Below are 25,807 nucleotides of genomic sequence, written 5' to 3' on the forward strand. Positions count from 1 at the left end.
CATGAAGACGCATTTCAGCCTCAGTGATTTTGATTTCACGCTCCCCGACGAATTGATCGCCCAGCACCCGGCCGCCGAGCGCAGCGCCTCGCGCCTGCTGGACGGCCGGAGCAGCGCCCCTGTTGACCGGCGTTTTGCCGAACTGCCGGACTTGCTGAAGGCCGGCGACCTGCTGGTCCTGAACGACACCAAGGTCGTCAAGGCGCGCCTGTTCGGCCAGAAAAGCAGCGGTGGCCGGCTGGAGCTGTTGATCGAGCGGGTGCTCTCGCTTTCGCCGGATGCCGGGCACGAGGTGGCTGCCCATATGAAGGTCAGCAAGAAGCCACTGCCGGGCGCCGTCATGCAGATGGACGGCGGCTTCACAGCCACGCTGCTGGGCCGCTGGCCCAACGAAGATGGGCCGCTGTACCGTTTTGCGCTGAGCAGCGACCCCTACACCCTGATGGAAAGCCATGGCCATGTGCCGCTGCCGCCTTACATCACCCACAGCGATTCGGCCGACGATGAGCGCCGCTACCAGACCGTGTTTGCCAAAAACCCCGGTGCAGTGGCCGCACCGACGGCTGCGCTGCATTTCGATGAGGCCGTGCTGGTGCAGCTGGAAGAACGCGGCATCCAGCGCGCCACGGTGACCCTGCATGTGGGTGCCGGCACCTTCCGGCCGGTCAAAGCCGAAGACATCGCCGACCACGTCATGCATTTCGAACGGTTTGAAGTACCGGAAGCAACGCTGCAGGCCATCAGGGACTGCAAGGCGCGCGGCGGCCGCGTCGTCGCTGTCGGCACCACCAGCGTGCGCGCACTCGAATCGGCGGCGAAGTTCGGGCCCGAATGCCGCGACACCAACATCTTCATCACACCGGGCTTCGAGTTCCAGGTGGTGGACCTGCTGCTGACCAACTTCCACCTACCCAAAAGCACCCTGATGATGCTGGTCAGCGCCTTTGCCGGCTACGAGCACATCATGGCGCTGTACCGCCACGCCATCACCCGGCGTTACCGCTTCTTCAGCTACGGCGACGCCATGCTGCTGCAACGAACCACGCCCTGAGACAATCGTTCCATGCTGAATTTTGAAGTCCTGAAAACCGACCCCGCCGAAGGCGCCTACCTGGGCTCCTTCGCGCGCCGCGGAACGCTCACGCTGAACCATGGCGTGGTGCAGACCCCCATCTTCATGCCGGTGGGCACCTACGGCACCGTCAAGGGCGTGATGCCGCAGTCGCTGCACGACATGGGTGCCCAGATTATTCTGGGCAACACCTTCCACCTGTGGATGCGTCCTGGGCTGGATGTGATGCAGCAGTTCGGCGGCCTGCACAAGTTTGAAAGCTGGAACAAGCCCATCCTCACCGACAGCGGCGGCTTCCAGGTCTGGTCGCTTGGCGAGATGCGCAAGATTTCGGAAGAAGGCGTGAAGTTCGCGTCGCCAGTCAACGGCGACAAGCTGTTCCTGACGCCGGAAATCTCGATGCAGATCCAGACCGTGCTCAACAGCGACATCGTGATGCAGTTCGACGAATGCACGCCTTACGACACCAAGGGCCACATCACCACCGAGGCCGAAGCGCGCTTTTCCATGGAGCTGAGCCTGCGCTGGGCCAGCCGCTGCGTTGCGGAGTTCAACAGACTGCAGAACCCGAACGCGCTGTTCGGCATTGTGCAGGGCGGCATGTTTGAAAACCTGCGCCAGGAGTCGCTCGACGCTCTGGTCGAGCTGGACTTGCCCGGTTATGCCATTGGTGGCGTCAGCGTCGGCGAGCCCAAGGAAGAAATGTTGCGCATCATGGCGCACACGCCGCACCGCTTGCCCGCGAACAAACCGCGCTACCTGATGGGCGTGGGCACGCCGGAAGACCTGGTCGAAGGCGTGGGTGCAGGCGTCGACATGTTTGACTGCGTGATGCCGACGCGCAATGCGCGCAATGGCCACATGTTCACGCGTTTTGGCGACCTCAAGATCCGCAACGCGCGCTACAAAACCGACATCCAGCCGGTCGATGCGACCTGCAGTTGCTACACCTGCAGGAATTTCTCCAGGGCCTACATGCACCACCTGGACCGCTGCGGCGAAATGCTGGGCCCCATGCTCAGCAGCATCCACAACCTGCATTACTACCTGAACCTGATGCAGGAAGTGCGCGATGCGCTGGATGCCGGGCGCTTTGGAGAGTTCTCCGCCAGCTTCCGCACCGATCGCCAGCGCGGAATCTGAACGACCCTTGCCCGACCGGGGCGGTTTATGCGCGAGAATGTTACGCAATACCTCAACTCCGTGACAGGAATTCCATGACCCGTTTGTTCCTGCCCGGACTCATCCTGGCTGCTGTTGCCCTGACCGGATGTGCCACCGCCCTCAACCCTCACGAGACCACCGGCGTACCCACGCTGAGTTTCCAGAACAAGGCCCTCAACCCACGCAACGGCGGGCAGCTGGTGGAGGCCGATTCGCTGCGGCCGGGCGATATCATCCTCACCGCGGAAAACGGCTTGAACTCGGTGGGCATCCGGCTGGCCACGCTGTCGCCCGTCAGCCACGCCGCGGTCTACATGGGGAACGAGCAGGTTGCAGAGGCCGTGGGTTCAGGCATCCGTCGCCGGAACCTCACCGCGCTGATGCAGGAAGAAGCCACCATCGTCGCGTTCCGGCACCCGGACATCACGGCTGAGCAGGCGGAAAAAATCAACCTGTTTGCGGCTCGCCATGACGGCAGGAAATACAATCACCTTGGCGTCATGCTGCAAGCTCCTTTTGCCCTGGAGCGGCGCCTGTGCGAACTTCCGCTGGTACCTGCGCTGGTACGCGATTTCTGCATTCGGGGCATCGCCGCAGTGCAGCTTGGCCTGGGACGCAACGACCAGTTCTTCTGCTCGCAGTTTGTGCTGGAAGCCTACCGCAGCGCCGGCTTGCCGCTCACCGACGCTGATCCGCGACTGATCAACCCCGGTGACCTGCTTCACATGCGGGAGGGCGATGTACCCTCCATCCGGATTCACAAAGCGCTGCGATACGTGGGGCACCTCAAGTCGGCCCCCGAAATCGTGGCCATCGATCAATCGCAGCGATAGCCCGGAAAATCAGTTGCCGACGTGCATGGTGAACTGCGCGCCATTGGACAGGCGGCACTGACCGGTTCCGAGTGTGGCCGAGTTCATCTGGTACTTGCAGTTGATGTAGCTGCCGCGGTTACCCGCACCATTGGCGACACCTTCGCGTGAAGAAGATGCGGCCATGCGTGTTGCTTCACCTGTGAAATTCTCGCCGTTGATGGTGGTGCTGAAGGTGCCGCGCCCGTTCAGGTCATTGGTGACCACGGCATTGACCATGCCATAAGCCGCAGCGGCGTCATTCGCCGGATACAGCCGCGCTGCAAAAGTCACGCTTGCGGGCGGCGCCGGTGTGGCATACGCCGTTGGCGCCATCTGCGAATGTGCAGGGTGCACAGGCACGACATAACAACCCGTCAGCGCCGTGACACCCAGGGCCATGCCCACCAGAGCGGCGTGGCGCTTCAGCGAAGCAAAAGAGAACATCAACCGATTTGAATTCATACATTAACCAGTGGCCCAAGCAAATGCTTGTGGGGAAAGTGTGCGCAGAGGCAGATAAAAAGTCTCTCATAATGATTCAGGTACTACCGGTCAGCACCGAAAGTAGCATTAATCAATACTTTCGCTCCGCACCACCGATCCTGCGAACTCATTTTTCCGCCTGACTTTGGTACGCTCGCCCAAGCGACGAGAGGCAAGGACGCTCAGGCCCTCTCGTCCCCAACCAACTTTTGCCACAAGGAAATTGACCATGCACTACCGCCGCCTTGGAAGCAGCAACCTGAAGGTGTCTACCCTGTGCCTGGGCACCATGATGTTCGGCCAGCAGACACCCGACAACGAAGCGGCGCGCATCGCTGCATCGGCGAAAGAACACGGCATCAATTTCATCGACACGGCCGATGTCTACAACGAGGGCAAGTCTGAAACCCTGCTGGGCAAGCTGCTGGCCGGGCAGCGTTCGCACTGGGTGCTGGCCAGCAAGCTCGGCAACAAAGCGGGTGAAGGCATCAACGACGGCCACTACTCGCGGCGCTGGATCATGCAGCAGACCGACGCCATCCTGGCGCGGCTGGATACCGATTACCTGGACATTCTCTATCTGCACCGCGATTTTCATGGCGAAAACCTCGACGAGGCCGTGCGAGCCATTGGCGACCTGATCCGCAGCGGCAAGATCCGCAGCTTTGGCCTGTCCAACTTCCGCGGCTGGCGCATCGCCGAGATCGTGCGCCTGTGCGAGAAGGCTGGTGTGCCGCAGCCGGTGGTCTGCCAACCCTATTACAACCTGCTCAACCGTGGCCCCGAGGTCGAAATCCTGCCCGCTTGCGGCCACTACGGCCTGGGCGTCGTGCCCTACAGCCCGCTGGCGCGCGGCGTGCTCACCGGCAAGTACCCGCCGGGCCAGCCACCGGCCGAGGGCACACGCGCCGGCAGCGGCGACAAACGGATCCTGGAAACCGAATTTCGTGAAGAATCGCTGGTGATTGCCCAGAAGATCAAGGCACGCTGTGAAGCCAAAGGCTGGGTGCCGGGCCAGTTTGCCGCCGCCTGGGTGCTGGCCAATCCGCTGGTCAGTTCGGTGATTGCCGGGCCCCGCCTGCTCTCGCACCTGGAAGACGTTTACGGCGCAACCGAGCTGGTGCTGGACAGCGAGGATGAAGCCTTCGTCAACGAGCTGGTAATTCCCGGCCACGCCTCCAGCCACGGCTACAACGACCCAAGCTACCCCTTTTACGGCCGCCTCGTTTGAAGGAACGCTATTTAATCAATAGCTGCTTGCGCCCGCCACATAAGGGCTGAAGGCAGTTTTTACTGCAAATTTGGCTCAACCCTGCTTCTGGAACAGCACCAGCCTGGTCTCGGTGGGCACCATGCCGTCCTTGCCGGCGGTCATCGATACCTCGTAACGCGTGCCGGGCAGCGGCAACTGCGGTGTGAAGCTGAACGAGAAGTTGCCGTTGCCATCGGCTTGAACCCGCTGCGTCAGCAGGTCCTGGTTCATGCCGAACAGGCCGGCTAGCGTTCCAACGGCGCTGACCTTGACATCAACCACCGCGCCGGGCGCGGTGCGTCCGCGCACCACCACCGGGCTGCCTTCAACCGAAGCATTGTTGGCGTGGCTGGTTACTTGCAACAGCACGGTCGCAGGCGCGGCGCTCACGGCGGAAGCCACATCGAAACTCCAGGTCTGGCGCACGGCATTGCCGACCATGTCCCTGGCGGTCACGTCCGCCGCGTAGCGGCCGGCCGGCAGGTCAGCGCGGTAGGTGAAAAACTGCGGGGTGATCTGTGCAGCGGCGGTGACATCGCGCCCCGCCAGCATGATGCGCACGCTTTTCGGGTCCACGCCCACGCCACCGGCATCGTCAAAGGTGCCGGACACCGAGGTGGTCGCGCTGCGCGTGACCGACTCGCCGTCACGCGGCGACATGTTGCGGATCACTGGCGGCCTGGCATCGGCAATCAACGGCTGGGTCAGCGTGGACGTGACAGCCCGGCCAGCAATGCGCAGAGTGGCGACAACGGGCCGTGACGGCGCCAGGTTGTCCAGGCGGCGGATGGTGTAGCCCCCCTCATAAACACCGGGCCGCACTTCGCGCATCGCAACATTGTTGATGACACCAGGAATGTCGAACTCCGCCGTACCGCCAGGTGCGCCGTTCAACGTGAAGCGCAGTTCAGCACCCGGTTCGAGCTTGTCAACGGGAGCCACCGTGAAGCGGTCAATTTTCAGGCCGACCGGCGCCACCGCCACGCCCTGGCTGGCGATGCCGGCCGGAAAGGTGTAGTTGGTCGCAATGCTGCGGTTGCGCACCTTCAGCGTGGCGCGGATGGCGCTGCTTTCGGTGATCCGGTCCTGGCGCCGAACGGTGTAGCTTCCCGCGTAGATTCCCCGTGCAGTTTCCTTGAGAGCTATGGTCCGGGGCGCGCCACGCACGGTCAGGCTGACCTGGCCGCGCGGTGAGCCTTCCACCGTGAACTCCAGCCGGGCTCCGGGGCGAAGCCCGTCATCCGTGGCAACCTGCAGCGATCGCAACTCGGGCTTTGCCGGTTGCGCCGCGGCAATGCCCGGCACGGCAAGCAGCACAGTGGCAGCGAGGAGCAGCAGGAAAAAGGCTGCCACCTGATTGCGTATCTGTTTTTTCATGATGGTCAAACCTTGTGAATGGGTTTGCCCACTGTGAACGCAACACAAAAATAACCTGTAGGCGCCCATGGCCGCCAGCCGTAGGCGGCCAGCGGGAAACGCCAAAGGACAAGGCGCCGCTGATCGGCGTCCAAGCAGCCGGGCAGTGCTAGGGCTGGACGGCAGCGCCAGGCGCGGGGTCAGGCAGAAGCCTCGGCCGCTTGCCGTCGGCACCGCAGGCGTGGCAGAACTTGGCAAACGCACTCTTGCGCTTGGTGCATTGCAGGCAGTGGTCAAACAGGCCAATGCCGCAGTGCGGGCAGAAGTCGATTTCCACATTCTTCAAATCAACGGCACGTTCGCAGCCGGGGCATACGCCTTTGGAGAGCCGCGTGAGCGCCGTGTCGTAGCTGAGTTCTTCGCGGCGCTGCGCATCCGGCAACTGCTCGGCCAGTTTCTGCTTTTCCAGATAGCGGTTTAGCGAAACAATCGCCTGCCGCCCGACCAGCACCGTGATGAGGATGCCGACGATGTAGCGCACATAACCGCCGTAGCTTGGCAGGTAAGGCACCAGCTCGACAAAAAACGCGAACAACGCAAAGAAGATGAAACCCCAGACAAACGGCCAGTAGGTACTTTTGCGCTTTTTGGCAAACAGCCACCCGGCCGCCGCCAGCAATGGCAGGGTCAGCGCCAGCCGGTAGAGGAACACGCGCAGCTCCTGGGCCCGCCTTGCACTTTGCCATTTGTCCTGCGCATCGCGCTCAAGCTCACCGAGCCGGTCACGGGTGCGGCTGGCGCCCTGGCTGGCATCAAGTGCCTTTTGCTGCTCGGCTTCCATGGTGGCCAGTGCCTGGCGTTCGACCGCCTTCAGGCTGTCCAGCGCGCGGGTGCGCTCGACCAGCTCGGGGTCCTGCTCGGCCCGCTCGGTCGCCCGCCGCGTTGCCAGCCAGTTGTTGAAGGTCTCGCTCGCCGAACGCGAATTGGCCTGCGCCACCCGCTGCTTGAGCCTGGCCTGCTCCAGCGCTTCCTGAGCATCGCGGCCCTGGCGTTCTTCCACCTTGAGCTTCTCGCGCAGCTGGTTCGCTGCAGGCTGCTCGATGAAATCATCGAGCGTCAGACTTTTTTCGACCTGCGGCAGGTCCCCCACGACGGTGCTACCGAGACCGATCAGAAAGCCGGCGAATATGAACGCGACCAGCCACAGGCCGCGCTGAAACCATTTTTCGGACAGGCGTAATGCTTTGCTCATGGAAACTCCGGGAGTTGAACAGCCATTGTTAAAGTTTGACGAGGGTCGGCGGCTTGCCGTTCGCTGTCAGCTGCGCGCGCTGCAGCCAGGCGAATACCGAATCCACCGTGACGGTTTCGATGCGGTCCGAATAACGTTTGTCGTTGGGGTGGTCGTCAAACGCCACATTGGCCGCGGTCATGCGGCCGCCCAGCCGCGTCAGCGGGCCCAGCTTGAGGACGGTGGGCTCGTAGCCTTTGAACTGCAGCCAGGCCTGGGCCCGTTCGCGCGAATTGGCGCCCGGCTCCACGGCGGTGGCCAGCGTTTCGATGGCCCACTGGTTGGACTGCTGGTATTTGCGGCCCCAGGCGTAACTGACGATGCTGTAGGGCTTGTGGTGCATGCCCACCGTACGCGCGGGATCCTGCAGCAGCGCCAGCAGCTTGGCCTGCACCTCGGGCGTGGGTGCCACCCAGGCGGCTTCAAAGCGCCACAGGTCATCCAGGAAAAACTCGCCCAGGCCCTGGCGGTAAACGGCCGACTCACTGGTGCCGCATTCATTGAGCTTGTGCAACACACGCCAGGTATGGCCGCCCTGCCCGTCAGGCTGCTGGTATGCCAGCCCCAGGTGGGAATAACGCAAGTTGTATTTGCTCAGGTCCTGGCCGGCGCGTGCCAGCAGCACGACTTTCTCGCCGCTGGCATTGAGCGAGGCCAGGGTTTTTTCGGCCAGCGACATGCCGCGCGCCACCGTCTGCGCGGTGATCTTGCCAGCCTCGCACGAGCGTCCCGCATGGGCTGCCGGCGCCAGCATGCAGGCGGCAGCAAGGCCCAGGCACAGAAAGGTCAGCGAAGATTTCTTCATGGGTGTTCCCTCGCGCTTTCTCAGTGCGTCAGCCGCTCGTTGTGCAGCAGGGCGCGGCCCAGGGCATTGGGAATGAAGGCAATCGCCTCGCCGGCCGCGGACAGCACCACACCGGTACCGATCACGCTCACGACCACGGCCGTTCCGGCCACCATGGACGCAGCAGCCACACCCTTGCCCACCACTTCAATGCTGGCACGCGCACCGTCGGAGGCCCGCTCCAGCACATACACCGTCCCGCGGGCCGTGCTCTCCACGGTTTTGACGACCAGCACCGCGCCAGTGGTCGACAGCACCACAGGCACTGCCACGACGGCACCGGCAACCGCGCTGGTGCCGACCACCACGGACGCCACCGGCAAGGCGGACACCGCGCTCAGGGCTGACGCCTCGCTTTGCGCTTGGGCATAAAAAGAGGCCGTAGCCCCTGTCATCATTGCGCAAGCGGCTATTAAATAAGTAGCAAATTTCTTTTTCATGATGCTTCCTCGCATTCCTGGATAAGGTTTATTCGGCGTCGTTATTTCGTACCGTGCGGCTGGCCAAGCGTGCTTCGCTCAAGTCGGCTTCGTGTTTGTCACGCAGGGTTTTGGCCAGTGTGAAGCTGCAGGTGATCAGGTAGAGCCAGCTGACGCCAAGAAAGGCCTTGTAGGTCTCATTGACCTCCATGCGCCACAAACCCCAGCCGGTGAGCGACATGGCCAGGAAAAAACCACCCCACACCACGAACCTGAACATCGGCGTTTCGGTCAGCTTGTTTTCGGCTTCGGCCTTCTCCTGGTCGCGTACATACTTGGCCAGCACAAAAGCCGCAGACAGGCAGAAGAAGTAACCCATGATCATGAAAGCACGGTCCAGGTCCTGCCCGGGCAGGTAGGACAGGCCGACGGCGCACAGGAAAACGGCAATCAGGAAAGAAGCCCAGACCTGGAACTGCCAGGGTTTGGAGTCGCGGTGAATCAGTACTTGCATAAAAACCTTCTTGGTTGTTGAGGTGGCGCTACTTTGCGGGCCAAAGCCTCAAAATCACGCGGATAACGATACAGATCTCCAACAATGATCCAAGAGTATTGAATTTTGATACTTACTCAACAAGTCGGGTCTAGGGATGCCTGAGTGCCTCGGTCATGCTCATATTGAACAGGGCCGGATCCTCAATTTGAGGAATATGGCCGACGCCAGGCAATACCAGCAGTCTGGATCCGGCGACCAGGCGCTGCAGGGTTTGGGCCTGGGGCAGCGGCGTGATCGTGTCCTCCTGCCCCCAAACCAAGGTCAGCGGCATGGGCAGCTGGCGAAAACCTTCAGGCGTCTCGCTGAGGGACTGACCGCTCTCGCCGGCAAATTGCGCAGCCCAGTCACCCAGGCTGGCGCTAAAGCCGTCCAACACGAAAGGCTGGCGATAAATGGCCGTGCGCGAAGGCGTGACGACCTCCTTGCGGGCTACGAACTGGCGCAACCAGAACTCGCTGAACAAGGGCTGGGTGCCCACCGTAGCAATGAGCGCCGTTCGCAGCGGGCGAATGCCAAAGAGGCTCGCCGCCACGCCGCCGCTTTTCGCCGGTGCCGGATATTCCATCAAGCCGATCGCCGCATCGACGAGGATGAGGTGGCGCACGCGATCCGGTTGCAGCATGGCGGCTTCGGCTGCAGGCCCGCCCCCATAAGAATGGCCCAGCAGCGTCACCGGGCCAAGCTTCAGTGCGTCAATCAGGGCAATGATGCGGCGCGCCTGCGCGGCGCGGCTGTGGTCCCGCGCGGCCGGCCGCGTGCTGAAGCCGAACGGCGGCAGGTCCACAGCAATGACGCGGTAGCCGGCGGCCGCCATGGCCTGCACGTTCTGGTCCCAGGTGCCGCTCCAGGCGCCAGTGCCGTGGGTCAGTACCAGAGGCGGCGCGGCCGGGTCGCCGAACTCCTGCACATACAACTCGACGTCATGCGCATGCAGCCAGCGCCCCTGCCTGGGCGCCGCCTCGCGCGGGCTGTGGTCCTCTACCCAGAGCATGCGGGCCCACGAAAAAGCCACCACCAGCAACAGGCAGGCCACCAGCACAACGAGCACGCGCCAGGGGTAAAAAAACCAGCGGCGCCCCGGCTTCTGCTCACGCCGCCTAGTAGTCAAAAACGTGCTCCACCTGCAGCTTAGCGGCTTGCCATTGGCGCAGCGACTCGGCCAGGTCTTTGACAGGCACTGTCAGCACGACCCGCTGGGTGCCGGGCCGGGTGAGGATGGATTGCCTCAGCAAGGGTGTGGCCGGGCTGGCGGGAGCCCAGGCGTCAGGCGCCAGCAGGCTGACCAGGATGAATGAGCTGTTGCCTGCGATCTCGCTGAAATTGACGCCTTGCATCGCCAGCGCCTGCGCATAGCTCATGAAAGCCTCATAGCGGGGGATGGTGACCAGTGCCGAGCCTTCGGGCGTCGACGAGAGCACTTTCAGCTCCGGCAGCGTGGCCTCAGCCCGCGGCACAGGCTTGGCCACCACGGCCGTGACCGGCAATGGCGCGTCGTAAATCGTCTGCGTGCCCAGCTTAATCAGCCGGGCATACCCCGCCTTGACCAGGTATTCGGTCGTGAGTGCAAAGCGGCGCTCCCACTTGCGGAGCATGTCCGGCCCGTTGAGAGGCACATCGCGCCAGAGGCCTGCCAACGCCTTGTCGAAGTCATACAGGTACCAGGGCTCCACGCGGATGAACCGTACATAGTCCTGCGCAACGCCGGCCGCATGCTTGTCCTCGGGCGTGGGCCGGCCAGACAGCGATTCGGCGAGGCGCCCGATGAGCGTCTCGTAGGCCGACTTGACCGCGTACTCGACCGTCGTGCTGGTGCCTATCACCATGATCATCAGGTGGTAGCCCGGATTGAGGTCGAGCCCGCGGCGGCGCGTCTCGTCAAAGACGGCTTTGTAGCTTTCCCAGAACTGGCCGATATGACCGTAAAAAGGAAAGCGGCTGGGTGCGCTGGCGCCTATGAACTCGCCGTACTCGTAGGGACTGAACACCAGGAACCACTCGGGGTAAGTGAGCAGCGTCTGCTCGACGCCGCGCACATGCTCAGGCCCCGCCACCGGTGCAGGACCGGCGGCCTGCGTCACACCCACGAGCGCGGCAAACGCACTTGCAATCGCGAGATTGCGCAGCCAGCGCCTCATGCGGACGCTCCGCCGGATTTGGTGAACGCCAACAGCACGTTGTCGGAAGGGTCGTGCGCCTGCAACTCGCGCTTGCCGCTGTCCTTCAGTCCGCGTTCGCCAAGGTAAACCACCCACTCGGCGACAGGCCGGAAGTAGCGCAGCTCCCGCTGATTGGTTTCCCATGCGCCGTTCAGGCCGGCATTGAAGACGGTGTGCACCAGCGAGACAAACGTGAACATCTCGGGCGTCGTGACGTCATGGTCACGCAGGATGAACATGCCGCCCGGCCTGAGCACACGCACGATGGAGGCCACAAAGGCATCTAGCTTGTCCAGCGGGCAATGGTGCAGGCCGATGTAGCAGGTCACCAGGTCCACGCTGGCATCGGGGAGGCTCGCCGGCAGCGGGTCATAGTCGTTCATCGGCACAAAACTGCCGATCTTGAACAGGCCGCCGCGCTCGGCGATGTCCACCGGCGAGTTGGTGGGTGCCGTATCGTTCACCAGGGTGATGGGGCCATTCACCTTGATGCGCTTTTTCAGCTCGCTGATATAGCGGCCGGTGGAGCCGATCTCCACATAACCGTCAATCTGCTTTTTGTCACCCAGGAGCCGCTGGGTCTGGTCGGCCATTTCCTTCTTCTGTTTGAAGAGCGCCGGCAAGGCCAGGGTCAGGTCCGCCATGAAGGGCTTGATCTTCGGCAGCTCACGCTGAAGCCTGCGGTAAATGGCTTCATCGTTGTCGAGTTCGGCCGAAATGGTTTTGATCAGCGTGTGAAACCGGTCCTCGGGATAAAGGCGGTAGATGTTCTGCAGGAACTTGTAAAAACCGTCGTGCCAGCGAGTGACACTGAAAACGGCGCGAAATTCCGAGACGGGTGAGGTGGTAGTCATGGCAGGCCCTGTCGTTCAGGTCTTGGAGTCGTTCAGCGTGGGGGCGTAGTATTTGTCCCACAGCACATTGCGCAGGCGGAACTGCGGATCGAGCTTGCGTTTCAGCGCGAACAGCTCTTTGGCCCGTGGATAGGCGGCATGGAACTGCTCCGCCGTTGCATGCGGCTGGTAGGGCAGGTAGTAGCTGCCACCGACACTGATGGCCGCATCAATCAGCTCGCGCGTCCAGACCGAAACTCGGTTGATGGCGTTGTCCCGGGTGCGCTGCTTGTAATAAAGGACAAACGCAAAGGTCTCACCCCGGGCCCAGGCCAGCAGGGTGCCGGGGTCGGGCCGCGCATGCCGGACCGACACATTAAGCGCATTGACGCGATAGCGCTGCAGGATTTCCGCCATCATCGGCACGAAATCGTCAAACCGCTCTACCGGAATGAAGTACTCCTGCAATACATAGGTCGTGTACTTGCGCGAAGCCGGCTCAAGCTCCGCCACGTCGTAACCCGCCTCGAAGTTGCGCCAGTGCACCTTGCGGAAAAAGTAAAGGAGGGGGTCAATCAGGTATTCGCGTCGCCATTTCCCCAAGGGGGTTTCGGTCACGGCCCATACAAAATAGCGGTTCACAGGGTAGGTTTCGCCGCCGTGCTGCAAACGCCTTGGCTCGGTGGTGGCTTCATCAGTGCGCGCCCAGGTGACGGAACGCACCTTGCGGTAATGCGGCGGGTAAAGGTCAGCATTGTGGAAAACCGCGTCCTGGAAATACCTGACCTTGGCCTTGAAGTGGCTGATGTATTCGGCGGCACTCATCTTGCGGGCCAGTCGCTTGACCTTGGTGTTGTCTGCCAGGTCCAGTTCGGCCTCAACAATTACCGCCACACCGCCGTAGCCGCCGATCACGGCATAAAAAAGTTCCGCATTGACAGAAGGCGAAGCGTCCTGCACGCTGCCGTCGGCCAGAACCACCCGGATCTCCCGCACCGACATCACCACAGCTCCCAAACCCACATAGCGACCATGGCAGTTCACGCTGAGCGCGCCGCCAACCGTGAAGTTGGCATAGGTCTGCATGATTTTGACGGCCAGACCGTGCGGATCGACAAAGCGCTGGATGTCGCACCAGCGGATACCGGCCTGCACGCGGATGACCTTGTCCTTCGGAAAGAACCCGATGACCTGGTTCATGTCGCGCATGTCCAGGTGCAGGCTGCCCGGGCTGGCAGTCTGGCCGCCCATGCTGAAATGCCCGCCGCCCACGGACAGCGGCCCGTCGGTGCGGCGTATGGCGTCGGCCACGTCGGTCACGGTTTTCGGCTTGCTGATGGCCCAGACCGTCACCGGGTTCAGGCCCGTGACGTCGTTGACGATCAATGTGTTCTGCTGCATCCTCTGCTCCCTTTTTTTACCAGCTCTTTAGCGGACCACCAGATAGTCGCCACGCGGTAACAGCGGGTCCTGGCCCCATCGGTTGCCTTCTGGAACGCCGCGCCGCAAGGCCAACTGCCAGACCAGCCAGAGCGCTCCCGCCACGGGGACGACTACAAGCAGCAGCCACCAGCCGGAATAATTCCGGTCATGCAGCCGCTGGATGCAGAGCAACACCAGCGCCGCCAGCACGGGCAGATTGACCACCCACGTGAGGACACCGTCCGCGGAATCGCCGAGCGCGCTCCATATTAGGTAGAACACCCCCCAGACAATAAGTCCGTGAACCCAAAAACCTGCGCGGGTCAAGCGCCCTCTCCCCTTGAAAAACTGAAGCAAGTTCATGCGTTCCCCTGTTGAAGAAGTTGTCCGATTTCGGAGTGCAGGCTCACAGGAGCCACTTTTTCGGCCTCCAACGGAACCCCGACGTTCAGCCCCACCCGGCTCAGCAGACCGCGCCGGAAGGGCCGCACCATGGCCCCGCCCTTTTCGATGCGGCTGAAGAAGGACCCCCACAAATTGGTCAGGGCCATGGGAACCACCGGCACCGTGAGGCCATCGCGCGCGGCGTTTTCCAGGATCTTCATGATGCCGCCCCGGAACTCCTGCAACGTGCCATCCCGGGTGATGCCGCCTTCGGGAAAGATCGCCAGCAGGTCGCCATTGCGCAGCACCGTGGCCGCCGCCTCGAACGCCGCCTCGTAAGCGGCCGGGTCTTCGGCGCGCGGCGCGACCGGGATCGCCTTGGCCAGCCGGAACAGCCAGCCGAGCACCGGCATTTTGAAAATGCGGTGATCCATCACGAAATAAATAGGCCGCGGACTGGCCGCCATCAGCAGCACGGGGTCAACAAAACTCACATGGTTGCAGGTCAGCACGGCGGCGCCCTGCACCGGAATGTTGTCGTCGCCCGTCACCTTGAAGCGGTAAACGCAGCGCGAGGCCACCAGCGCAATAAACCGCAGCAGGTATTCGGGCACCAGCATGAAGATGTAAAACGCCACCACGGCATTGGCCAAGCCAACCAGCAGGAAAATCTGCGGAATCGTCATGCCGCTGCCCAGCAAAATACCGGCAATGACCGAACTCGCGATCATGAACAGCGCATTGAGAATGTTGTTGGCCGCGATGATGCGGGCGCGATGGGTTACCTGGGCACGCAGCTGGATCAACGCGTACATGGGCACGCTGTAAAGGCCCGCAAACAGGCTTAGCAGCGCCAGGTCGGCCATCACGCGCCAGTGCGCGGGCTGCGCCACAAAACTTGCCAGGCTCATAACCGGCGCCGGCGGCAGGCCGCGCGATGCGAAGTAAAGGTCAATCGCAAACACGCTCATGCCGATGGCACCCAGCGGGACCAGGCCGATCTCGACATGACGGCGGCTCACTACCTCGCACAGCAGCGAACCCGTGCCTATGCCTATCGAAAACACCACCAGCAGCAGTGAAGCGACCTGCTCGTTGCCATGGAGCACTTCCTTGGCAAAACTCGGGAACTGGCTCAGGAACACCGCACCGAAAAACCACATCCAGCTGATGCCCAGCAGCGAACGGAAAACCACGAGGTTGCCATGCGCAAGCTTGAGATTGCGCACCGTCTCGGTGAACGGATTCCAGTTGATCCTGAGGCCTGGGTCAGTCGCGGGCGACGCCGGAATGTAGTGCGATACCACGCGACCAAGGATAGCCACGCCGATGCAGCTGAAGCCCACGTGGTGGGCACCGATCTCCGGCACCGCAATGATCAGGCCGCCGGCCACATTGCCCAGCAAAATGGCGACAAAGGTGCCCATTTCCACCATGCCGTTGCCGCCCATGAGTTCACGCTCGTTCAGGTGGTGCGGCAAGTAGGCAAACTTGACCGGTCCGAACAGCGTGGAATGCACGCCCATGAGAAAGGTGCAGCCCAGCAGGATCGGGATGTTGGCGGTGAAAAAGCCCCAGGCCGCCAGCGCCATGATGAGCATTTCCAGCCGCTTCACAAAAATGATCAGCGTGCGCTTGTCGTACTTGTCGGCGAGTTGTCCGCTGGTGGCAGAAAACAGCAGGAAAGGCAGGATGAACAGCGCGCCTATCACCAGCCCCGCCATCGCGGGCGGCAACCAGCTGATCTGCAGCTGGTACGTCACCATCACGGTGAAAGCAAACTTGAACAGGTTGTCGTTGGCCGCCCCCGAAAACTGGGTCCAGAAAAAGGGGGCAAAGCGGCGCTGGCGGAGCAGCGCGAACTGGTTGGGGTGCTCCTGGGCCTGCGGCGGGAGCGCCTGGACGGCGGCTTCAACACTCATGATGGACTCCTCTTTTCGATTTTGTTATGCAGCAGGTGCCGGGGGCATCCTGTCTACACCCTTAGAGCCTGCTCTGGAGGGTGAACCGGATTCTGCCCTGCTTTTCATGACATCCATCAGCGCGGCGACAACCGGCCAGGCGGCACAGCTGGCCACCATATGTTTAAGGCTGTGACCAGAAACGAGGTGGCCTGTCCACTCAAACACCTGATGGTCACCCAGCTCCAGTACCTTGGCCAGGGCATACAGGGCGATCAGCAGCGACCAGCGGATGGTCAGGCCCTGGTGCGTCCGCCCCGCACCGGCGGCTACCGGCCGCAGGCAGGCCAGCCCGACGATCAGGCCCATGCCGCCGAACTGCAGCACACCCCAGGGCAACAGGTTGCCTGACATCGTCCACATCTGGACAGACACCGGCCCCAGCACCAGCACAGCCGCCGCCAGGGCCACACCGGCACGGGCACTGACGCCCTGCCATGCAGCCAGGCCCAGCAGCCCGGCGAATGCCAGCACCATGCCGCCGCGGTCCCAGAGCAGTCCCGCGTTGTCCGGTTGCCAGTGGTACATCGCAGAGACAGCTGTGGTCACCATCAGCCCGCCAAAAAACAGGCCTGCCAGCCAGGCTGCCGTCCTGTCCACCACCTGCCGGCGAAGAGCCTGAACCAGCACGCCCGCACCCGCCAGACCCCACAAGGCAAAAGGCAGGTTGCTCAGCACATCCATGGCATGAGGCAGCGCACCCCAGGCTCGCTGGTCGGCAAAGTCGTGGTAATGCGCCGGCTGCATCAGGCCCGGCCCGGCCACAGCCACCAGGGCCAGCAGCAGGACAGCAAGCAGCAAGGCGCGTTCGCGCGGCCACGCCGGAGAATGCGCGGGCCGCACCTCCCGCCGCAGCGGAGAATGAAAAGTGTGTTGCATGACGATGGCTCCTGAAATGAATGAGCCTGCAATGTGCGGTGAAGTGCGCTTCCAGAGCATCAATATTTGAACCAGTCTTTCCGTCTGGGACCAAAAGTATTGATAATTGATACCCATGAGCACCACCGCCGACCTCGTGATCGTCCTGAAAAAGGAACTCAAAGCCGCCCGCATGACATACGCCGGCCTGGCGGGCAAGCTGGGCATGGCGGAGTCGAGCGTCAAGCGCATGCTGGCCCGGGGCGACATGCCGCTGTCGCGCATCGATGCGATCTGCCGCGCGCTGAAGCTGGACTTCGCCGAACTGGCCCGGCAAGTGGCCGACACCCAGCCCCTCTTGGCTGAACTCACCGAGTCCCAGGAAAAAGCCGTGGTGGCCGACAAGAAACTGCTGCTGGTGGCCATTTGCGTGCTCTCGCAATGGACGTTGGAGCAGATCACCAGCAGGTACCGCCTGACGCCGGCCGAAGGCATCAAGTACCTGGCCCAGCTGGACCGCATCGGCATCATCGAACTCAAGGCGATGAACCGCTACCGGCTCAAGCTCGCAAAAACCTTCCGCTGGCGCCCGCACGGACCGGTGATGAACTATTTCAGGGACAACGCCCTGCTGGACTATTTTTCAGGCGGCTTTGACGGCGACGGCGAAGGTGTGCTGCTGGTCCACGGCACCATCAGCCGCAGCTTGGCGCCTTCATTTCTGGAGCGCATGCAGCGCGTCGCGCAGGACTTTGCGCAACAGCACCAGACCGACCAGAAGCTGGCCGACAAGGACTGCGAGGGCTACACCTTGCTGCTGGCGATGCGAAGCTGGGAATTCGAGGCCTTTGCGGCCTTGCGGCGATAACCTGTTGAACACCCCTGTTGCCGCTCACTGCGTGTAGCGGCCTTGCAGGGGACGGCGCCTGCAGACCGGCGAAGCCGGATCTGCGGCCCCTGCTGGTCTGCTTACCCAGCGCTTGTTACTCCAGGGTGGTGAACACCGTCAGCACACCGGTGTAGCCGTACAGGTGGTGGCGCGCGATTTCGCCGCCAGCAAAAAAACCGACCAGCGGCACATCCCCGAGGGCGCGCCGCACAATCTGCAGCTCGGCACTGGGCGCGCCAAAGTGCGGACCGCCCCGCCCGGCGCAGCTGACATAAATGGCGCCGGCAATACGCCGGGCCGGATGCGGTGCCGACTCGGCCTCGGACGCACTCAGCGCGCTGGCCACTTCCAGCGTGAGTTCCTGCGGCTCCAGCTCCTCCCGGATTTCTGCGCAAACGCGAACCAGGTCAGCGCGCGCAGCCTCGGCGTTGCGCTCGCAAAAAGCCAGCTTCATGCCCACACGAGGCACTTCGGCAATGGCGATGCCCTGGCGCGCCGGGTCCAGGCCGATGATGTGGCGCACCAGCACATCGGCGCCGAACTGGCCATGCCGCTGGACGCGGCCATCCTGCAGCCCGGCCTCGGCGCTGCGCAAGCCGACCAGCGTGGTGCGCACTTTCTCCAGCGCCTCGCGCGGCGCATCAAGCGACACCCCAAGGCCGGCCAGCATCACATCCAGCGCGCTCTGGCCGTCCAGACCGGTGACCACATTCCCGTCACAGGCGGTGATTTCATGTTCGCGCGACACCGGCTGGCAGCCTTGCGTCACACGCGACATCAGGGCCGCACCCTGGGCAAAGGCCACGCCGCTCAGGCCACCGCTGAACACGCCGCCGGCGGCGCCCTGGCCCTTGACATTGCCGTTGCCGCTGAGTGCGAACTGGACCGCCTTGTTGCGGCTCGATGCCAGGCCGCCAAACACATAGCCGCTGCCAGTGCGCTGGGCCATCTCATCGATCAATTCGGCCACATCCGGCGTCCCGGCATCGGCATGCACAAGCGCGGTGTGGGCCTGGAAATGGCTGGCACCGGTCGGCGGCAGCGGCGACACGCCGGAAAATACGCGGTACTGGTCGCTGGGCAGCTCGCACAGCATGACAGCCAGCGCCGGCTCGTCGAAATATTCGACATTGTTCGACGCAATGCCGATGCCGACAGTGCCGGCCCAGTCGGTGATTTCAGGCAATTCGGCGCCGAGGAAATCGAGGATGTCCTGCGCTTGCGCCGTGTAGTGGTCGGTGATGTAAAGCAGGCCCAGGGCAGGCGCGTTGGCATAACCGTGCAAAGCCATCTGGGCGCGCAGCTGGGCGAGGACCAGGCCGGCGGCCATGCGCCACTGCGGATGGGTGGCGTGTCCGTAGGGAAAAAGTTTCATGCTGTCGCCATGGTAGCTTGCTGGCGCGGCGGCGGCCTCACCACTTCGGCAGCAATCGCTCTCCAGGAAGCACATCGTAAGGCGAAGCCCAGCCGGGAAGCCGGCGCAGGCGCGCAAGCCACGCCTCGATGTGGGGGTATCGCCCGGCAACCTCGTAGCCGCTTTCTTCCACCGGATAAAACAGATAGGCACTGAGCGAGAAGTCGGCAATGGTGGGCGCCGCGCCCACCATCCACTCCCGCGAAGCGAGGTGTTTGTCGACGATGCCGAAGGCAGCATCGATGCGTGCACGCAGCCAGGCCATCACGGCCGGGTCCGGTGCCGCGGGGCCGAAGGCCTTCATGAAGCGGTAGGTGGCGAAGTAACTCGTGAACTTGTGGTTGTCGAAAAACAGCCAGCGCAACACCTCCAGCCTGTCGTCCTCGGTAGCCCCCTCGAACGCGCCGTGTTTCTTCGCGAGGTAGCCCAGGATGACACCGGACTGCGTGAGGCGGCGCGTACCGTCCTCCAGCACCGGCGCCTCGCCCATCTCGTTGGTCTGGACGCGCCAGGATTCCATGCGCGTGGCGCCGTTCATGTAGTCCACGAAGACCGGCTCCCAGGGCTGGTCCAGGGCACGAAGCAGAAACGCCACCTTGAAGGTGTTGCCCGACTGGCAGAAACCATGAAGACGGTACATGCTCTCTCCTTCTTTCCTGCAGCTGTGGGATCAACGCGCCGTTTTGCGCGCGGCCTTGCGCGCCGGCGCCTTGGGTTTCGCTTTCGCCGGTGCTGTGGTTTTTTTGGCTGCGGCCGGAGTGGGCCAGGCCTGGCTGCTGCGCAAAGCCGTGTTCATTGCGGAGCGGGCGCCATTGGCCACCGTTTTTCCGGCGGAGCCGGCCATGCCCTTGGCCATGCCGGTGGCGGTTTTCATGGCGTCCTTGGCCAGTCCGGTGGCCATATTCCTGGTGGCGCTCATGGCGGTTTTTTTGGCCGCATCCTGCATGGCGGTGGCGGCAATGTTCTGGAACTGCTGCGTCAGTGCGCCCCACCATTGCATCGGATCCACAACGCCGGTCGCGGGTGCCTCAGCTTTTTCCGCCTTCGGCCGGGTTTTGGGCTTGGCCGCCGTTTCACTGCCCTGGTAAGCCGTTGCGGGTATTTCCAGGCCGGAGAAGGTTTTGGCCTTGTCGGCCACTTTCTGCACCCCGCCGGCAACGGTGTCAGCCACCTTGAGTTTGAAGGCGTTGGCCACATCGCCCATGTTGAAGTTCATGCCCTTGAGTGTGGCCAGGGTCATCTTCTGCACTTCCAGCGCCTGGATGGTGGCCTTGAGCGCCATCGCGTTCTGGTCCAGCCAGAACTGCACGGCCTTGAGTTCCTCGATGCGCTTGTCGAGCTCCTCCACATTGAGCGTCGGGGCGATCCAGTTGCCGAGGTTGGGCAGCTGCGGAATGTTTTGCGCCGCGCTGCCGGCGGCCTGCTTGGCCAGATTCTGCAAAAAATCGAATCCCGGGACCAGCTTGCCGAAGCCGGCTGAAGAGGTATTGTCTGCGTCGCTCATGCTTGTCTCCTGGTGTTGTAGGAAGTGCCCGAAGGGTCACGATGCTTTCATTGTGCAGGGTCACGGCAGCACGTCAACCCGTGGATGCAAAGGCACCCTTGCCGAACAAGCCGGCCTCGAAAATTCGCCCCCTCCACCGGTACAGGCAAATTTTAAAGAGAAATCCGCCTCCAGCCCTTTGGCCACGGGCGCAAGCAGCTACTGATTCGATAGCAATTCATCAAGCCACTGGGCCATACGAGGGCGGTCGGCGCTCACGCAGGCTGGCCACGCCTTCACGCACATCGGGCCCGGCAAACCCCATGAACTCCAGCGCGAGCGAGGCGTCGAAAGCCGGCCCCGCCTGGCGCAGCCAGTTGTTCAGCGCGTACTTGGTCCAGCTGATGGCGGTGGGCGAACCCGCGGCCAGCCGGTCGGCCACCTCATAGGCCTTGGGCAGCAGTTCGTCATCGTTGACAGCCAGGGAAACCAGGCCAATGCGTTCGGCCTCTTCGCCGCTGACGGGCTCGCACAGCATCAGGTAGTACTTGGCCTTGGCCATGCCGCACAGTAGCGGCCAGATGATGGCGGCGTGGTCGCCGGCGGCCACGCCCAGCCGCGTGTGGCCATCAACAATCTTCGCGCTTTTCGCCGCAATAGAAATATCGGCCAGCAGACCCGCCACCAGCCCTGCACCCACCGCCGGGCCGTGCAGGGCGCTGACGATGGGTTTGTCGCAATTGATCACGTTGTACACCAGGTCGCGCGCCTCTTTCCAGACACGGGTGCGAACGGCAAAGTCGTCGGCCATGTCCTGCACCAGCGCCAGGTCGCCGCCGCCGGAAAAACCCAGGCCCTCGCCGCGCAGCACCGCGCAGCGCACCGAGTCGTCGCTGCCCACGTCGCGCCAGATCTGCGCCAGTTCGCGGTGCCCGTCGTGGCCCGCCGTCGGCAGCTTGCCGTTGAGGGCTTTCATCTGGATGTCCAGCACCGCGCCGTTCACACCGCGGCGCGTGATGTGAAGGGTCTGGTAAGCGCTGTAGTCAATGGGCTGGAAAGTCATGGTGTCTCCGTCGGTAGGGAAAAGGGATCCATGAATTGTGCCTCGCACCCCGCCGACGGCCGCCCACTTGACCTTCATCAACAGGGAGTGGTACCGCACGACGCATGATGAAGGTATATCACCTGAAGGAGCCGTCCGAATGAATTCCCAACAAGCCGCGCCCTACCGGCAGCAGTTGCTAGCCCAGCGCACTGCCTTGCTTGCACAAATCTCGGCGCAGCGCGGCGGTGTTGTCAGCCGCGCCGACGCCGCTGCCGAACACTTCGGCCAGCCGGAAGACTCACGCGCCCAGGTGGCGACCGAACGCGAGATCGAGTTTGCCCTGGGTGAACGCGAGACAGCCGAACTCGCTGCGATCGACGCGGCGCTGGGACGCATCGAAGCCGGGAGCTACGGGCAGTGCACCGATTGCGGCGTCAGCATTCCCGCTGCCCGGCTGCAAGCCAGCCCCGAAGCGCAGCGCTGCATCCCCTGCCAGGAAAAGGTCGAGCAACTACGCCCGGCCTGACCCCCGTTTCTTTCTTTTCAACTTCTGCGAAGGATTTCATGAGCACTTTTCACGCCATTGTCTGGATCGACCAGTCCGAAGCCCATGTGCTGATGTTTGACCGCGAGCACATGCAGGCCCAGCGCATCAAATCGCGCACGCATCACAAACACCAGGGCAAGGCCGACGACAGCGCCGCCTTCTTTGCCGATGTGGCCCGGGCACTGGCCGGCACGCACGAAGTGCTGCTGACTGGCCCCGGCCTGGTACGCAACCAGTTCCGCGACTGGTGCGGCAGCCACCTGCCGGCCGTGGCCGACAGCGTGGTGGACTCGGTGGCCACCGACCATCCGAGCGATGGCCAGCTGGTCGCGCTGGCCCGTCAGTACTTCAGGAAGTTCGACAACATGGCGGCCGATCCTTCGACGGCCTGACTCCGGGGGTTTTCGCGGGAACACTCCGTCCCCGCCGCAGCAGGCTGCTATCCTTCACCGGATGCGCAGCCTGTTTCATTTCGCCTTCAATGTGACCGATCTTGATGAGGCCCGCCGCTTCTACGGCGGCGTGCTCGGATGCACCGAAGGCCGCAGTACCGACACCTGGGTCGATTTCGATTTCATGGGCCACCAGCTCTCGCTGCACCTGGGCCAGCCCTTCAAGACCGAACGCACCGGCCATGTCGGCGACATCCTGGTGCCCATGCCGCATTTCGGACTGGTTCTGGGACTGCCCGACTGGCAAGCCATGGCGCAGCGCCTGCAGGCTGCAGGGACCGGGTTCCTGTTTGCGCCCCAGGTGCGTTTTGAAGGCCAGCCGGGCGAGCAGTGGACCATGTTTTTCTGCGATCCTTTCGGCAACCCCCTGGAGATCAAGGGCTTCCGCAACCTGGACGCGGTTTACGCGTCGTGAGGATGAGCCCGTGAGGTCGCCATCGTGCAGACGCCCAGGGTCTGCTCACACTATTTATCTGGCCGCCGCGAGCAGGCGGCTCAGCTCCGGGGACATCGGCAGGTTCAGCGCCTTGTTCGCCGGAGGCGCGGGCTTGACAAACCATTTCTCGTAGGTCTGGCTGAACTTTCCGCTGCGCATGGATTCGACAATCGACAGGTCCACCAGCTTTTGCAGCGCCGGGTCGCCGCTTCGGTACACGATGGCGATCGGCTCGGAGGACAGGCGCTCGGGCAACAACACAAAATCAGCCGGATTTTTCGCGGTCAGCACCGCATTGACCAGCAGGATGTCGTCGCGCACATAACCGTCGGCTTGGCGCAGGCTCAGCTGGCTCATGGCCGCGTCGTGCTCGAGCACGTTGGCGATCTTCCACTTCAGGCCTTGGCTGGCAGCATGTGTATTCAACGCATTCCTGGCGGTGGTACCTCCCAGCACCACCAGGTTTTTTCCTGCCAGCTGGTCCAGCGAGCCCAGCTTGTCGCTGCTGCGCACCAGCACCCGTACTGCGGCATAAAAAATGGGCGGTGAAAAGGCCACCAGCTTGCGCCTGGCATCGGTGTCGCTGGTATTGGCGCACATCAGGTCGATCACACCGCTTTTGAGCAGGCTGACCACACGCTCCTGCTCGACGGCCTGGTACACCACGCGCAGGTTTTTCGCGGAAGACGCCTGGCCGATGCGCTCGATGATGGGCGCACACAGGTCGATGCTGTAACCGGCCGCCCCCTTACCATCCGCGAATGAAAAAGGAAAGGCGTTTTCCCGGTAGCCAACCACCAGCTGGCTGCGGCTCTTGACCTTGTCGAAGGTGGCCTGGGCCGAGGCGGGAGGCACAGCCATCAAAACCAGCACCAGTGGCACCATCCAGCGCCGGGTCGAATGCATCCTGATAGCCATATCAAGCCTCCCTGCGGTACGCAGTAGTTGGCTTGCATTATTGGGTAAAAGCCGCGCTGCTGCAAACCGCGCGGTCGGCTCAACCGTACTGGACGATCTTCTGGTCAATCGCGCCGAACACCAACTCGCCGTCCTTGCCTTTCATCTCGATCCGGATGGTGTCGCCAAACTTCATGAACTCGGTGGAAGGCTTGCCGTCCTGGATGGTTTCAATCGCGCGCTTTTCCGCGATACAGCTGTAGCCCTTGGGCCAGTCGGTCTTGCCCTTGACCTCGACGCCCTTGTTGCTGACGGTGCCCGAACCGACGATGGAGCCGGCGCGCACATTGCGCGTCTTGCAGATGTGGGCGATCAGCTGGCCGAAATGGAAGGTCATCTCGGGCCCGGCGTCGCACATGCCGACCTTGCGGCCGTTCCAGGTGCTCTGCATCGTCAGGTTGACCCGGCCCTGGTCCCAGGCATCGCCGAGTTCGTCCAGCGTCACGGCCACCGGGCTGAAGGCCGTCGCCGGCTTGCTCTGGAAAAACCCGAAGCCCTTGGCCAGCTCGTTGGGAATCAGGTTGCGCAGGCTCACATCGTTGGCCAGCATGACCAAGCGTATGCCTTCAAGCGCCTGCTCGGGCGTGCTGGTCATGGGCACGTCGCCTGTGATCACGGCGACTTCGGCTTCGAAGTCGATGCCGTACTCTTCGCTGGGGCAGACCACGTCGTCGCAGGGTCCGATGAAGTCGTCGCTGCCGCCCTGGTACATCAGCGGGTCCTTGTAAAAGCTGCCCGGGACCTCGGATTCGCGTGCCTTGCGCACCAGCTCGACGTGGTTGATGTAGGCGGAGCCGTCAGCCCACTGGTAGGCGCGCGGCAGCGGCGCCATGCACCGCGCCGCTTCGAACGGAAACGCATGGCGCGCCTTGCCGTTGTTCAGCGTGTCGTGCAGGTCCTGCAATTGCGGCGCCAGGAAGTTCCAGTCGTCGAGTACCTGCTGCAATTTGGTGGCGATGCCCGTCGCATAATGGGCCGTCGTCAGGTCACGCGAGACAACCACGAGCTGGCCGTCGCGCGAGCCGTCTTTATAGGTAGCGAGTTTCATCAGTTTCCTTTGTTCCTGGGTCTGGGTGGTGAAACGGATTACACACTGGCCGTTCTCTGCGCTAGAGTTACGATAAGTGAAATCAATTTACCTAAATGTAATTTTAAATTCTAGTCGAATTCCATGAAAGAGCGCAAAACACCCCCGGCCGGCTCACAGGGCGGCCAGGCCGCCCTGCCTGCGCAGCGCGCCGGCATCCAGTCGGTGGAAGTCGGCTTCAGCCTGCTGCAGGTGCTGGGTGCATCGCCGGGGGCGTTGATGCTGCGCGACCTGGCCTCTGCAGCCGGCATGAGTGCCGCCAAGGCGCACCGCTACCTGGTGAGTTTCCAGCGCCTCGAACTGGTGACGCAGGACCCCGGCACGACACGTTATGACCTCGGCCCGGCCGCGCTCAAGCTGGGCTTGGCCTCGCTGTCGCGGCTGGACAGCGTGAAACTGGCGCGCCAGCGCCTGGGGCCGCTGATGGAGCAGATCGGCCAGACCCTGGCGCTGGCGGTGTGGGGCAACCAGGGGCCGACCATCGTGCACTGGGAAGAGTCGCCGCAGGCCCTCACCGTCAACTTGCGCCTTGGCGATGTGATGCCCCTGCTTTCTTCGGCCACCGGCCTGTGTTTTTCCGCCTTCATGGCCC

At 62.9% G+C, this 25,807-nt stretch carries 28 protein-coding genes; 9 read left to right on the forward strand and 19 right to left on the reverse strand.

All coding sequences use genetic code 11. From position 1 onward, the window contains the following. Nucleotide 1 precedes the first annotated feature (1 nt). The 3 genes from queA to WA904_RS00260 all read left to right on the forward strand — a co-directional run bounded on the left by queA (nucleotide 2) and on the right by WA904_RS00260 (nucleotide 3,069). Nucleotides 2–1,051 carry a tRNA preQ1(34) S-adenosylmethionine ribosyltransferase-isomerase QueA gene (queA, locus tag WA904_RS00250; protein WP_425195124.1) on the forward strand — a complete coding sequence of 350 codons (1,050 nt, stop codon included), beginning with the start codon at nucleotides 2–4 and terminating at the stop codon, nucleotides 1,049–1,051. Nucleotides 1,052–1,063: 12 nt separating this feature from the next. Then, a complete protein-coding gene (gene tgt / locus WA904_RS00255; protein ID WP_425195125.1) occupies nucleotides 1,064–2,215 on the forward strand; it encodes a tRNA guanosine(34) transglycosylase Tgt in 1,152 nt (383 codons plus the stop codon). Nucleotides 2,216–2,289: 74 nt separating this feature from the next. Further along, nucleotides 2,290–3,069, forward strand: a complete 780-nt coding sequence (locus WA904_RS00260; RefSeq protein ID WP_425195126.1) for a distant relative of cell wall-associated hydrolase — start codon at nucleotides 2,290–2,292, stop codon at nucleotides 3,067–3,069. Nucleotides 3,070–3,078: 9 nt separating this feature from the next. Here WA904_RS00260 and WA904_RS00265 read toward each other — a convergent pair whose 3' ends face one another. Then, entirely contained in the window at nucleotides 3,079–3,534 is a 456-nt protein-coding gene (locus WA904_RS00265) for a hypothetical protein (RefSeq protein WP_425195127.1), read from the reverse strand. Nucleotides 3,535–3,802: 268 nt separating this feature from the next. On the opposite strand from WA904_RS00265, the gene WA904_RS00270 reads away from it, so the two are divergent. Next, nucleotides 3,803–4,804: an aldo/keto reductase gene (locus tag WA904_RS00270; RefSeq protein ID WP_425195128.1), complete on the forward strand. Its 1,002-nt coding sequence runs from the start codon at nucleotides 3,803–3,805 to the stop codon at nucleotides 4,802–4,804. A gap of 75 nt (nucleotides 4,805–4,879) precedes the next feature. On the opposite strand, the gene WA904_RS00275 is transcribed toward WA904_RS00270, so the two are convergent. The 12 genes from WA904_RS00275 to WA904_RS00330 all read right to left on the reverse strand — a co-directional run bounded on the left by WA904_RS00275 (nucleotide 4,880) and on the right by WA904_RS00330 (nucleotide 16,926). After that, the gene (locus WA904_RS00275; RefSeq protein WP_425195129.1) at nucleotides 4,880–6,202 is read right to left on the reverse strand and encodes a hypothetical protein; all 1,323 of its coding nucleotides are present in this window, start codon (nucleotides 6,200–6,202) and stop codon (nucleotides 4,880–4,882) included. A 148-nt stretch (nucleotides 6,203–6,350) separates the two neighbouring features. Beyond that, nucleotides 6,351–7,433: a serine endopeptidase gene (locus WA904_RS00280; protein WP_425195130.1), complete on the reverse strand. Its 1,083-nt coding sequence runs from the start codon at nucleotides 7,431–7,433 to the stop codon at nucleotides 6,351–6,353. A gap of 28 nt (nucleotides 7,434–7,461) precedes the next feature. Then, nucleotides 7,462–8,277 carry a DUF2145 domain-containing protein gene (locus tag WA904_RS00285; RefSeq protein ID WP_425195131.1) on the reverse strand — a complete coding sequence of 272 codons (816 nt, stop codon included), beginning with the start codon at nucleotides 8,275–8,277 and terminating at the stop codon, nucleotides 7,462–7,464. A 20-nt stretch (nucleotides 8,278–8,297) separates the two neighbouring features. Continuing rightward, nucleotides 8,298–8,756: a hypothetical protein gene (locus WA904_RS00290; RefSeq protein ID WP_425195132.1), complete on the reverse strand. Its 459-nt coding sequence runs from the start codon at nucleotides 8,754–8,756 to the stop codon at nucleotides 8,298–8,300. A gap of 28 nt (nucleotides 8,757–8,784) precedes the next feature. Then, on the reverse strand, nucleotides 8,785–9,249 hold the full coding sequence (locus tag WA904_RS00295; protein ID WP_425195133.1) for a YiaA/YiaB family inner membrane protein: 465 nt from the start codon (nucleotides 9,247–9,249) through the stop codon (nucleotides 8,785–8,787). A 130-nt stretch (nucleotides 9,250–9,379) separates the two neighbouring features. Beyond that, nucleotides 9,380–10,399 (reverse strand): alpha/beta fold hydrolase, encoded by a 1,020-nt coding sequence (locus WA904_RS00300; RefSeq protein ID WP_425195134.1) that lies wholly within the window; start codon nucleotides 10,397–10,399, stop codon nucleotides 9,380–9,382. Continuing rightward, the gene (locus WA904_RS00305; RefSeq protein ID WP_425195135.1) at nucleotides 10,389–11,426 is read right to left on the reverse strand and encodes a hypothetical protein; all 1,038 of its coding nucleotides are present in this window, start codon (nucleotides 11,424–11,426) and stop codon (nucleotides 10,389–10,391) included. The genes WA904_RS00300 and WA904_RS00305 overlap by 11 nt, the downstream gene beginning before the upstream one ends. Continuing rightward, nucleotides 11,423–12,301 (reverse strand): methyltransferase domain-containing protein, encoded by an 879-nt coding sequence (locus tag WA904_RS00310; protein WP_425195136.1) that lies wholly within the window; start codon nucleotides 12,299–12,301, stop codon nucleotides 11,423–11,425. Before WA904_RS00310 ends, WA904_RS00305 begins: the two co-directional genes overlap by 4 nt. A gap of 15 nt (nucleotides 12,302–12,316) precedes the next feature. Next, nucleotides 12,317–13,681, reverse strand: coding sequence for an FAD-binding oxidoreductase (locus WA904_RS00315; protein WP_425195137.1), 1,365 nt, complete (start codon nucleotides 13,679–13,681; stop codon nucleotides 12,317–12,319). A gap of 27 nt (nucleotides 13,682–13,708) precedes the next feature. Next, nucleotides 13,709–14,065 (reverse strand): DUF805 domain-containing protein, encoded by a 357-nt coding sequence (locus WA904_RS00320; protein WP_425195138.1) that lies wholly within the window; start codon nucleotides 14,063–14,065, stop codon nucleotides 13,709–13,711. Further along, nucleotides 14,062–16,008: an MFS transporter gene (locus tag WA904_RS00325; RefSeq protein ID WP_425195139.1), complete on the reverse strand. Its 1,947-nt coding sequence runs from the start codon at nucleotides 16,006–16,008 to the stop codon at nucleotides 14,062–14,064. Before WA904_RS00325 ends, WA904_RS00320 begins: the two co-directional genes overlap by 4 nt. A 24-nt stretch (nucleotides 16,009–16,032) precedes the next feature. Then, nucleotides 16,033–16,926, reverse strand: a complete 894-nt coding sequence (locus WA904_RS00330; protein ID WP_425195140.1) for a hypothetical protein — start codon at nucleotides 16,924–16,926, stop codon at nucleotides 16,033–16,035. A 115-nt stretch (nucleotides 16,927–17,041) separates the two neighbouring features. On the opposite strand from WA904_RS00330, the gene WA904_RS00335 reads away from it, so the two are divergent. Further along, nucleotides 17,042–17,773, forward strand: coding sequence for a helix-turn-helix domain-containing protein (locus WA904_RS00335; protein ID WP_425195141.1), 732 nt, complete (start codon nucleotides 17,042–17,044; stop codon nucleotides 17,771–17,773). 115 nt (nucleotides 17,774–17,888) lie between these two features. Here WA904_RS00335 and WA904_RS00340 read toward each other — a convergent pair whose 3' ends face one another. From WA904_RS00340 to WA904_RS00355, 4 genes are all read right to left on the reverse strand, one after another. Then, entirely contained in the window at nucleotides 17,889–19,169 is a 1,281-nt protein-coding gene (locus WA904_RS00340; RefSeq protein ID WP_425195142.1) for an FIST signal transduction protein, read from the reverse strand. A 37-nt stretch (nucleotides 19,170–19,206) separates the two neighbouring features. Continuing rightward, a complete protein-coding gene (locus tag WA904_RS00345) occupies nucleotides 19,207–19,848 on the reverse strand; it encodes a glutathione S-transferase family protein (protein WP_425195143.1) in 642 nt (213 codons plus the stop codon). A gap of 30 nt (nucleotides 19,849–19,878) precedes the next feature. Beyond that, on the reverse strand, nucleotides 19,879–20,712 hold the full coding sequence (locus WA904_RS00350; protein ID WP_425195144.1) for a PhaM family polyhydroxyalkanoate granule multifunctional regulatory protein: 834 nt from the start codon (nucleotides 20,710–20,712) through the stop codon (nucleotides 19,879–19,881). A 220-nt stretch (nucleotides 20,713–20,932) separates the two neighbouring features. Next, nucleotides 20,933–21,754, reverse strand: a complete 822-nt coding sequence (locus WA904_RS00355; RefSeq protein WP_425195145.1) for an enoyl-CoA hydratase/isomerase family protein — start codon at nucleotides 21,752–21,754, stop codon at nucleotides 20,933–20,935. A 139-nt stretch (nucleotides 21,755–21,893) separates the two neighbouring features. Here WA904_RS00355 and WA904_RS00360 point away from each other — a divergent pair, with 139 nt between their 5' ends. The 3 genes from WA904_RS00360 (at nucleotide 21,894) to WA904_RS00370 (ending at nucleotide 23,150) form a co-directional block, all read left to right on the forward strand. After that, complete coding sequence (locus WA904_RS00360; RefSeq protein WP_425195146.1) at nucleotides 21,894–22,262, forward strand: TraR/DksA family transcriptional regulator; 369 nt, start codon at nucleotides 21,894–21,896, stop codon at nucleotides 22,260–22,262. A gap of 38 nt (nucleotides 22,263–22,300) precedes the next feature. Continuing rightward, nucleotides 22,301–22,675 (forward strand): hypothetical protein, encoded by a 375-nt coding sequence (locus WA904_RS00365; RefSeq protein WP_425195147.1) that lies wholly within the window; start codon nucleotides 22,301–22,303, stop codon nucleotides 22,673–22,675. A 61-nt stretch (nucleotides 22,676–22,736) separates the two neighbouring features. Then, complete coding sequence (locus WA904_RS00370) at nucleotides 22,737–23,150, forward strand: VOC family protein (RefSeq protein WP_425195148.1); 414 nt, start codon at nucleotides 22,737–22,739, stop codon at nucleotides 23,148–23,150. A gap of 54 nt (nucleotides 23,151–23,204) precedes the next feature. Here WA904_RS00370 and WA904_RS00375 read toward each other — a convergent pair whose 3' ends face one another. After that, entirely contained in the window at nucleotides 23,205–24,089 is an 885-nt protein-coding gene (locus WA904_RS00375; protein ID WP_425195149.1) for an amino acid ABC transporter substrate-binding protein, read from the reverse strand. Nucleotides 24,090–24,168: 79 nt separating this feature from the next. Then, entirely contained in the window at nucleotides 24,169–25,176 is a 1,008-nt protein-coding gene (locus WA904_RS00380) for a fumarylacetoacetate hydrolase family protein (RefSeq protein ID WP_425195150.1), read from the reverse strand. A gap of 174 nt (nucleotides 25,177–25,350) precedes the next feature. Here WA904_RS00380 and WA904_RS00385 point away from each other — a divergent pair. Beyond that, a partial coding sequence (locus WA904_RS00385; RefSeq protein ID WP_425195153.1) for an IclR family transcriptional regulator occupies nucleotides 25,351–25,807 on the forward strand: 457 nt, incomplete at its 3' end.

The organism is Polaromonas sp. (genome assembly GCF_049790275.1).
Classification (GTDB): domain Bacteria; phylum Pseudomonadota; class Gammaproteobacteria; order Burkholderiales; family Burkholderiaceae_C; genus Polaromonas.

What these genes read in the sequence shown, in the direction of transcription:
- queA (WP_425195124.1), top strand. Translation starts at nt 2, where the DNA reads ATGAAGACGCATTTCAGCCTCAGTGATTTTGATTTCACGCTCCCCGAC.
- tgt (WP_425195125.1), top strand. Translation starts at nt 1,064, where the DNA reads ATGCTGAATTTTGAAGTCCTGAAAACCGACCCCGCCGAAGGCGCCTAC.
- WA904_RS00260 (WP_425195126.1), top strand. Translation starts at nt 2,290, where the DNA reads ATGACCCGTTTGTTCCTGCCCGGACTCATCCTGGCTGCTGTTGCCCTG.
- WA904_RS00265 (WP_425195127.1), bottom strand. Translation starts at nt 3,534, where the DNA reads ATGTTCTCTTTTGCTTCGCTGAAGCGCCACGCCGCTCTGGTGGGCATG.
- WA904_RS00270 (WP_425195128.1), top strand. Translation starts at nt 3,803, where the DNA reads ATGCACTACCGCCGCCTTGGAAGCAGCAACCTGAAGGTGTCTACCCTG.
- WA904_RS00275 (WP_425195129.1), bottom strand. Translation starts at nt 6,202, where the DNA reads ATGAAAAAACAGATACGCAATCAGGTGGCAGCCTTTTTCCTGCTGCTC.
- WA904_RS00280 (WP_425195130.1), bottom strand. Translation starts at nt 7,433, where the DNA reads ATGAGCAAAGCATTACGCCTGTCCGAAAAATGGTTTCAGCGCGGCCTG.
- WA904_RS00285 (WP_425195131.1), bottom strand. Translation starts at nt 8,277, where the DNA reads ATGAAGAAATCTTCGCTGACCTTTCTGTGCCTGGGCCTTGCTGCCGCC.
- WA904_RS00290 (WP_425195132.1), bottom strand. Translation starts at nt 8,756, where the DNA reads ATGAAAAAGAAATTTGCTACTTATTTAATAGCCGCTTGCGCAATGATG.
- WA904_RS00295 (WP_425195133.1), bottom strand. Translation starts at nt 9,249, where the DNA reads ATGCAAGTACTGATTCACCGCGACTCCAAACCCTGGCAGTTCCAGGTC.
- WA904_RS00305 (WP_425195135.1), bottom strand. Translation starts at nt 11,426, where the DNA reads ATGAGGCGCTGGCTGCGCAATCTCGCGATTGCAAGTGCGTTTGCCGCG.
- WA904_RS00310 (WP_425195136.1), bottom strand. Translation starts at nt 12,301, where the DNA reads ATGACTACCACCTCACCCGTCTCGGAATTTCGCGCCGTTTTCAGTGTC.
- WA904_RS00315 (WP_425195137.1), bottom strand. Translation starts at nt 13,681, where the DNA reads ATGCAGCAGAACACATTGATCGTCAACGACGTCACGGGCCTGAACCCG.
- WA904_RS00320 (WP_425195138.1), bottom strand. Translation starts at nt 14,065, where the DNA reads ATGAACTTGCTTCAGTTTTTCAAGGGGAGAGGGCGCTTGACCCGCGCA.
- WA904_RS00325 (WP_425195139.1), bottom strand. Translation starts at nt 16,008, where the DNA reads ATGAGTGTTGAAGCCGCCGTCCAGGCGCTCCCGCCGCAGGCCCAGGAG.
- WA904_RS00330 (WP_425195140.1), bottom strand. Translation starts at nt 16,926, where the DNA reads ATGCAACACACTTTTCATTCTCCGCTGCGGCGGGAGGTGCGGCCCGCG.
- WA904_RS00335 (WP_425195141.1), top strand. Translation starts at nt 17,042, where the DNA reads ATGAGCACCACCGCCGACCTCGTGATCGTCCTGAAAAAGGAACTCAAA.
- WA904_RS00340 (WP_425195142.1), bottom strand. Translation starts at nt 19,169, where the DNA reads ATGAAACTTTTTCCCTACGGACACGCCACCCATCCGCAGTGGCGCATG.
- WA904_RS00345 (WP_425195143.1), bottom strand. Translation starts at nt 19,848, where the DNA reads ATGTACCGTCTTCATGGTTTCTGCCAGTCGGGCAACACCTTCAAGGTG.
- WA904_RS00350 (WP_425195144.1), bottom strand. Translation starts at nt 20,712, where the DNA reads ATGAGCGACGCAGACAATACCTCTTCAGCCGGCTTCGGCAAGCTGGTC.
- WA904_RS00355 (WP_425195145.1), bottom strand. Translation starts at nt 21,754, where the DNA reads ATGACTTTCCAGCCCATTGACTACAGCGCTTACCAGACCCTTCACATC.
- WA904_RS00360 (WP_425195146.1), top strand. Translation starts at nt 21,894, where the DNA reads ATGAATTCCCAACAAGCCGCGCCCTACCGGCAGCAGTTGCTAGCCCAG.
- WA904_RS00365 (WP_425195147.1), top strand. Translation starts at nt 22,301, where the DNA reads ATGAGCACTTTTCACGCCATTGTCTGGATCGACCAGTCCGAAGCCCAT.
- WA904_RS00370 (WP_425195148.1), top strand. Translation starts at nt 22,737, where the DNA reads ATGCGCAGCCTGTTTCATTTCGCCTTCAATGTGACCGATCTTGATGAG.
- WA904_RS00375 (WP_425195149.1), bottom strand. Translation starts at nt 24,089, where the DNA reads ATGGCTATCAGGATGCATTCGACCCGGCGCTGGATGGTGCCACTGGTG.
- WA904_RS00380 (WP_425195150.1), bottom strand. Translation starts at nt 25,176, where the DNA reads ATGAAACTCGCTACCTATAAAGACGGCTCGCGCGACGGCCAGCTCGTG.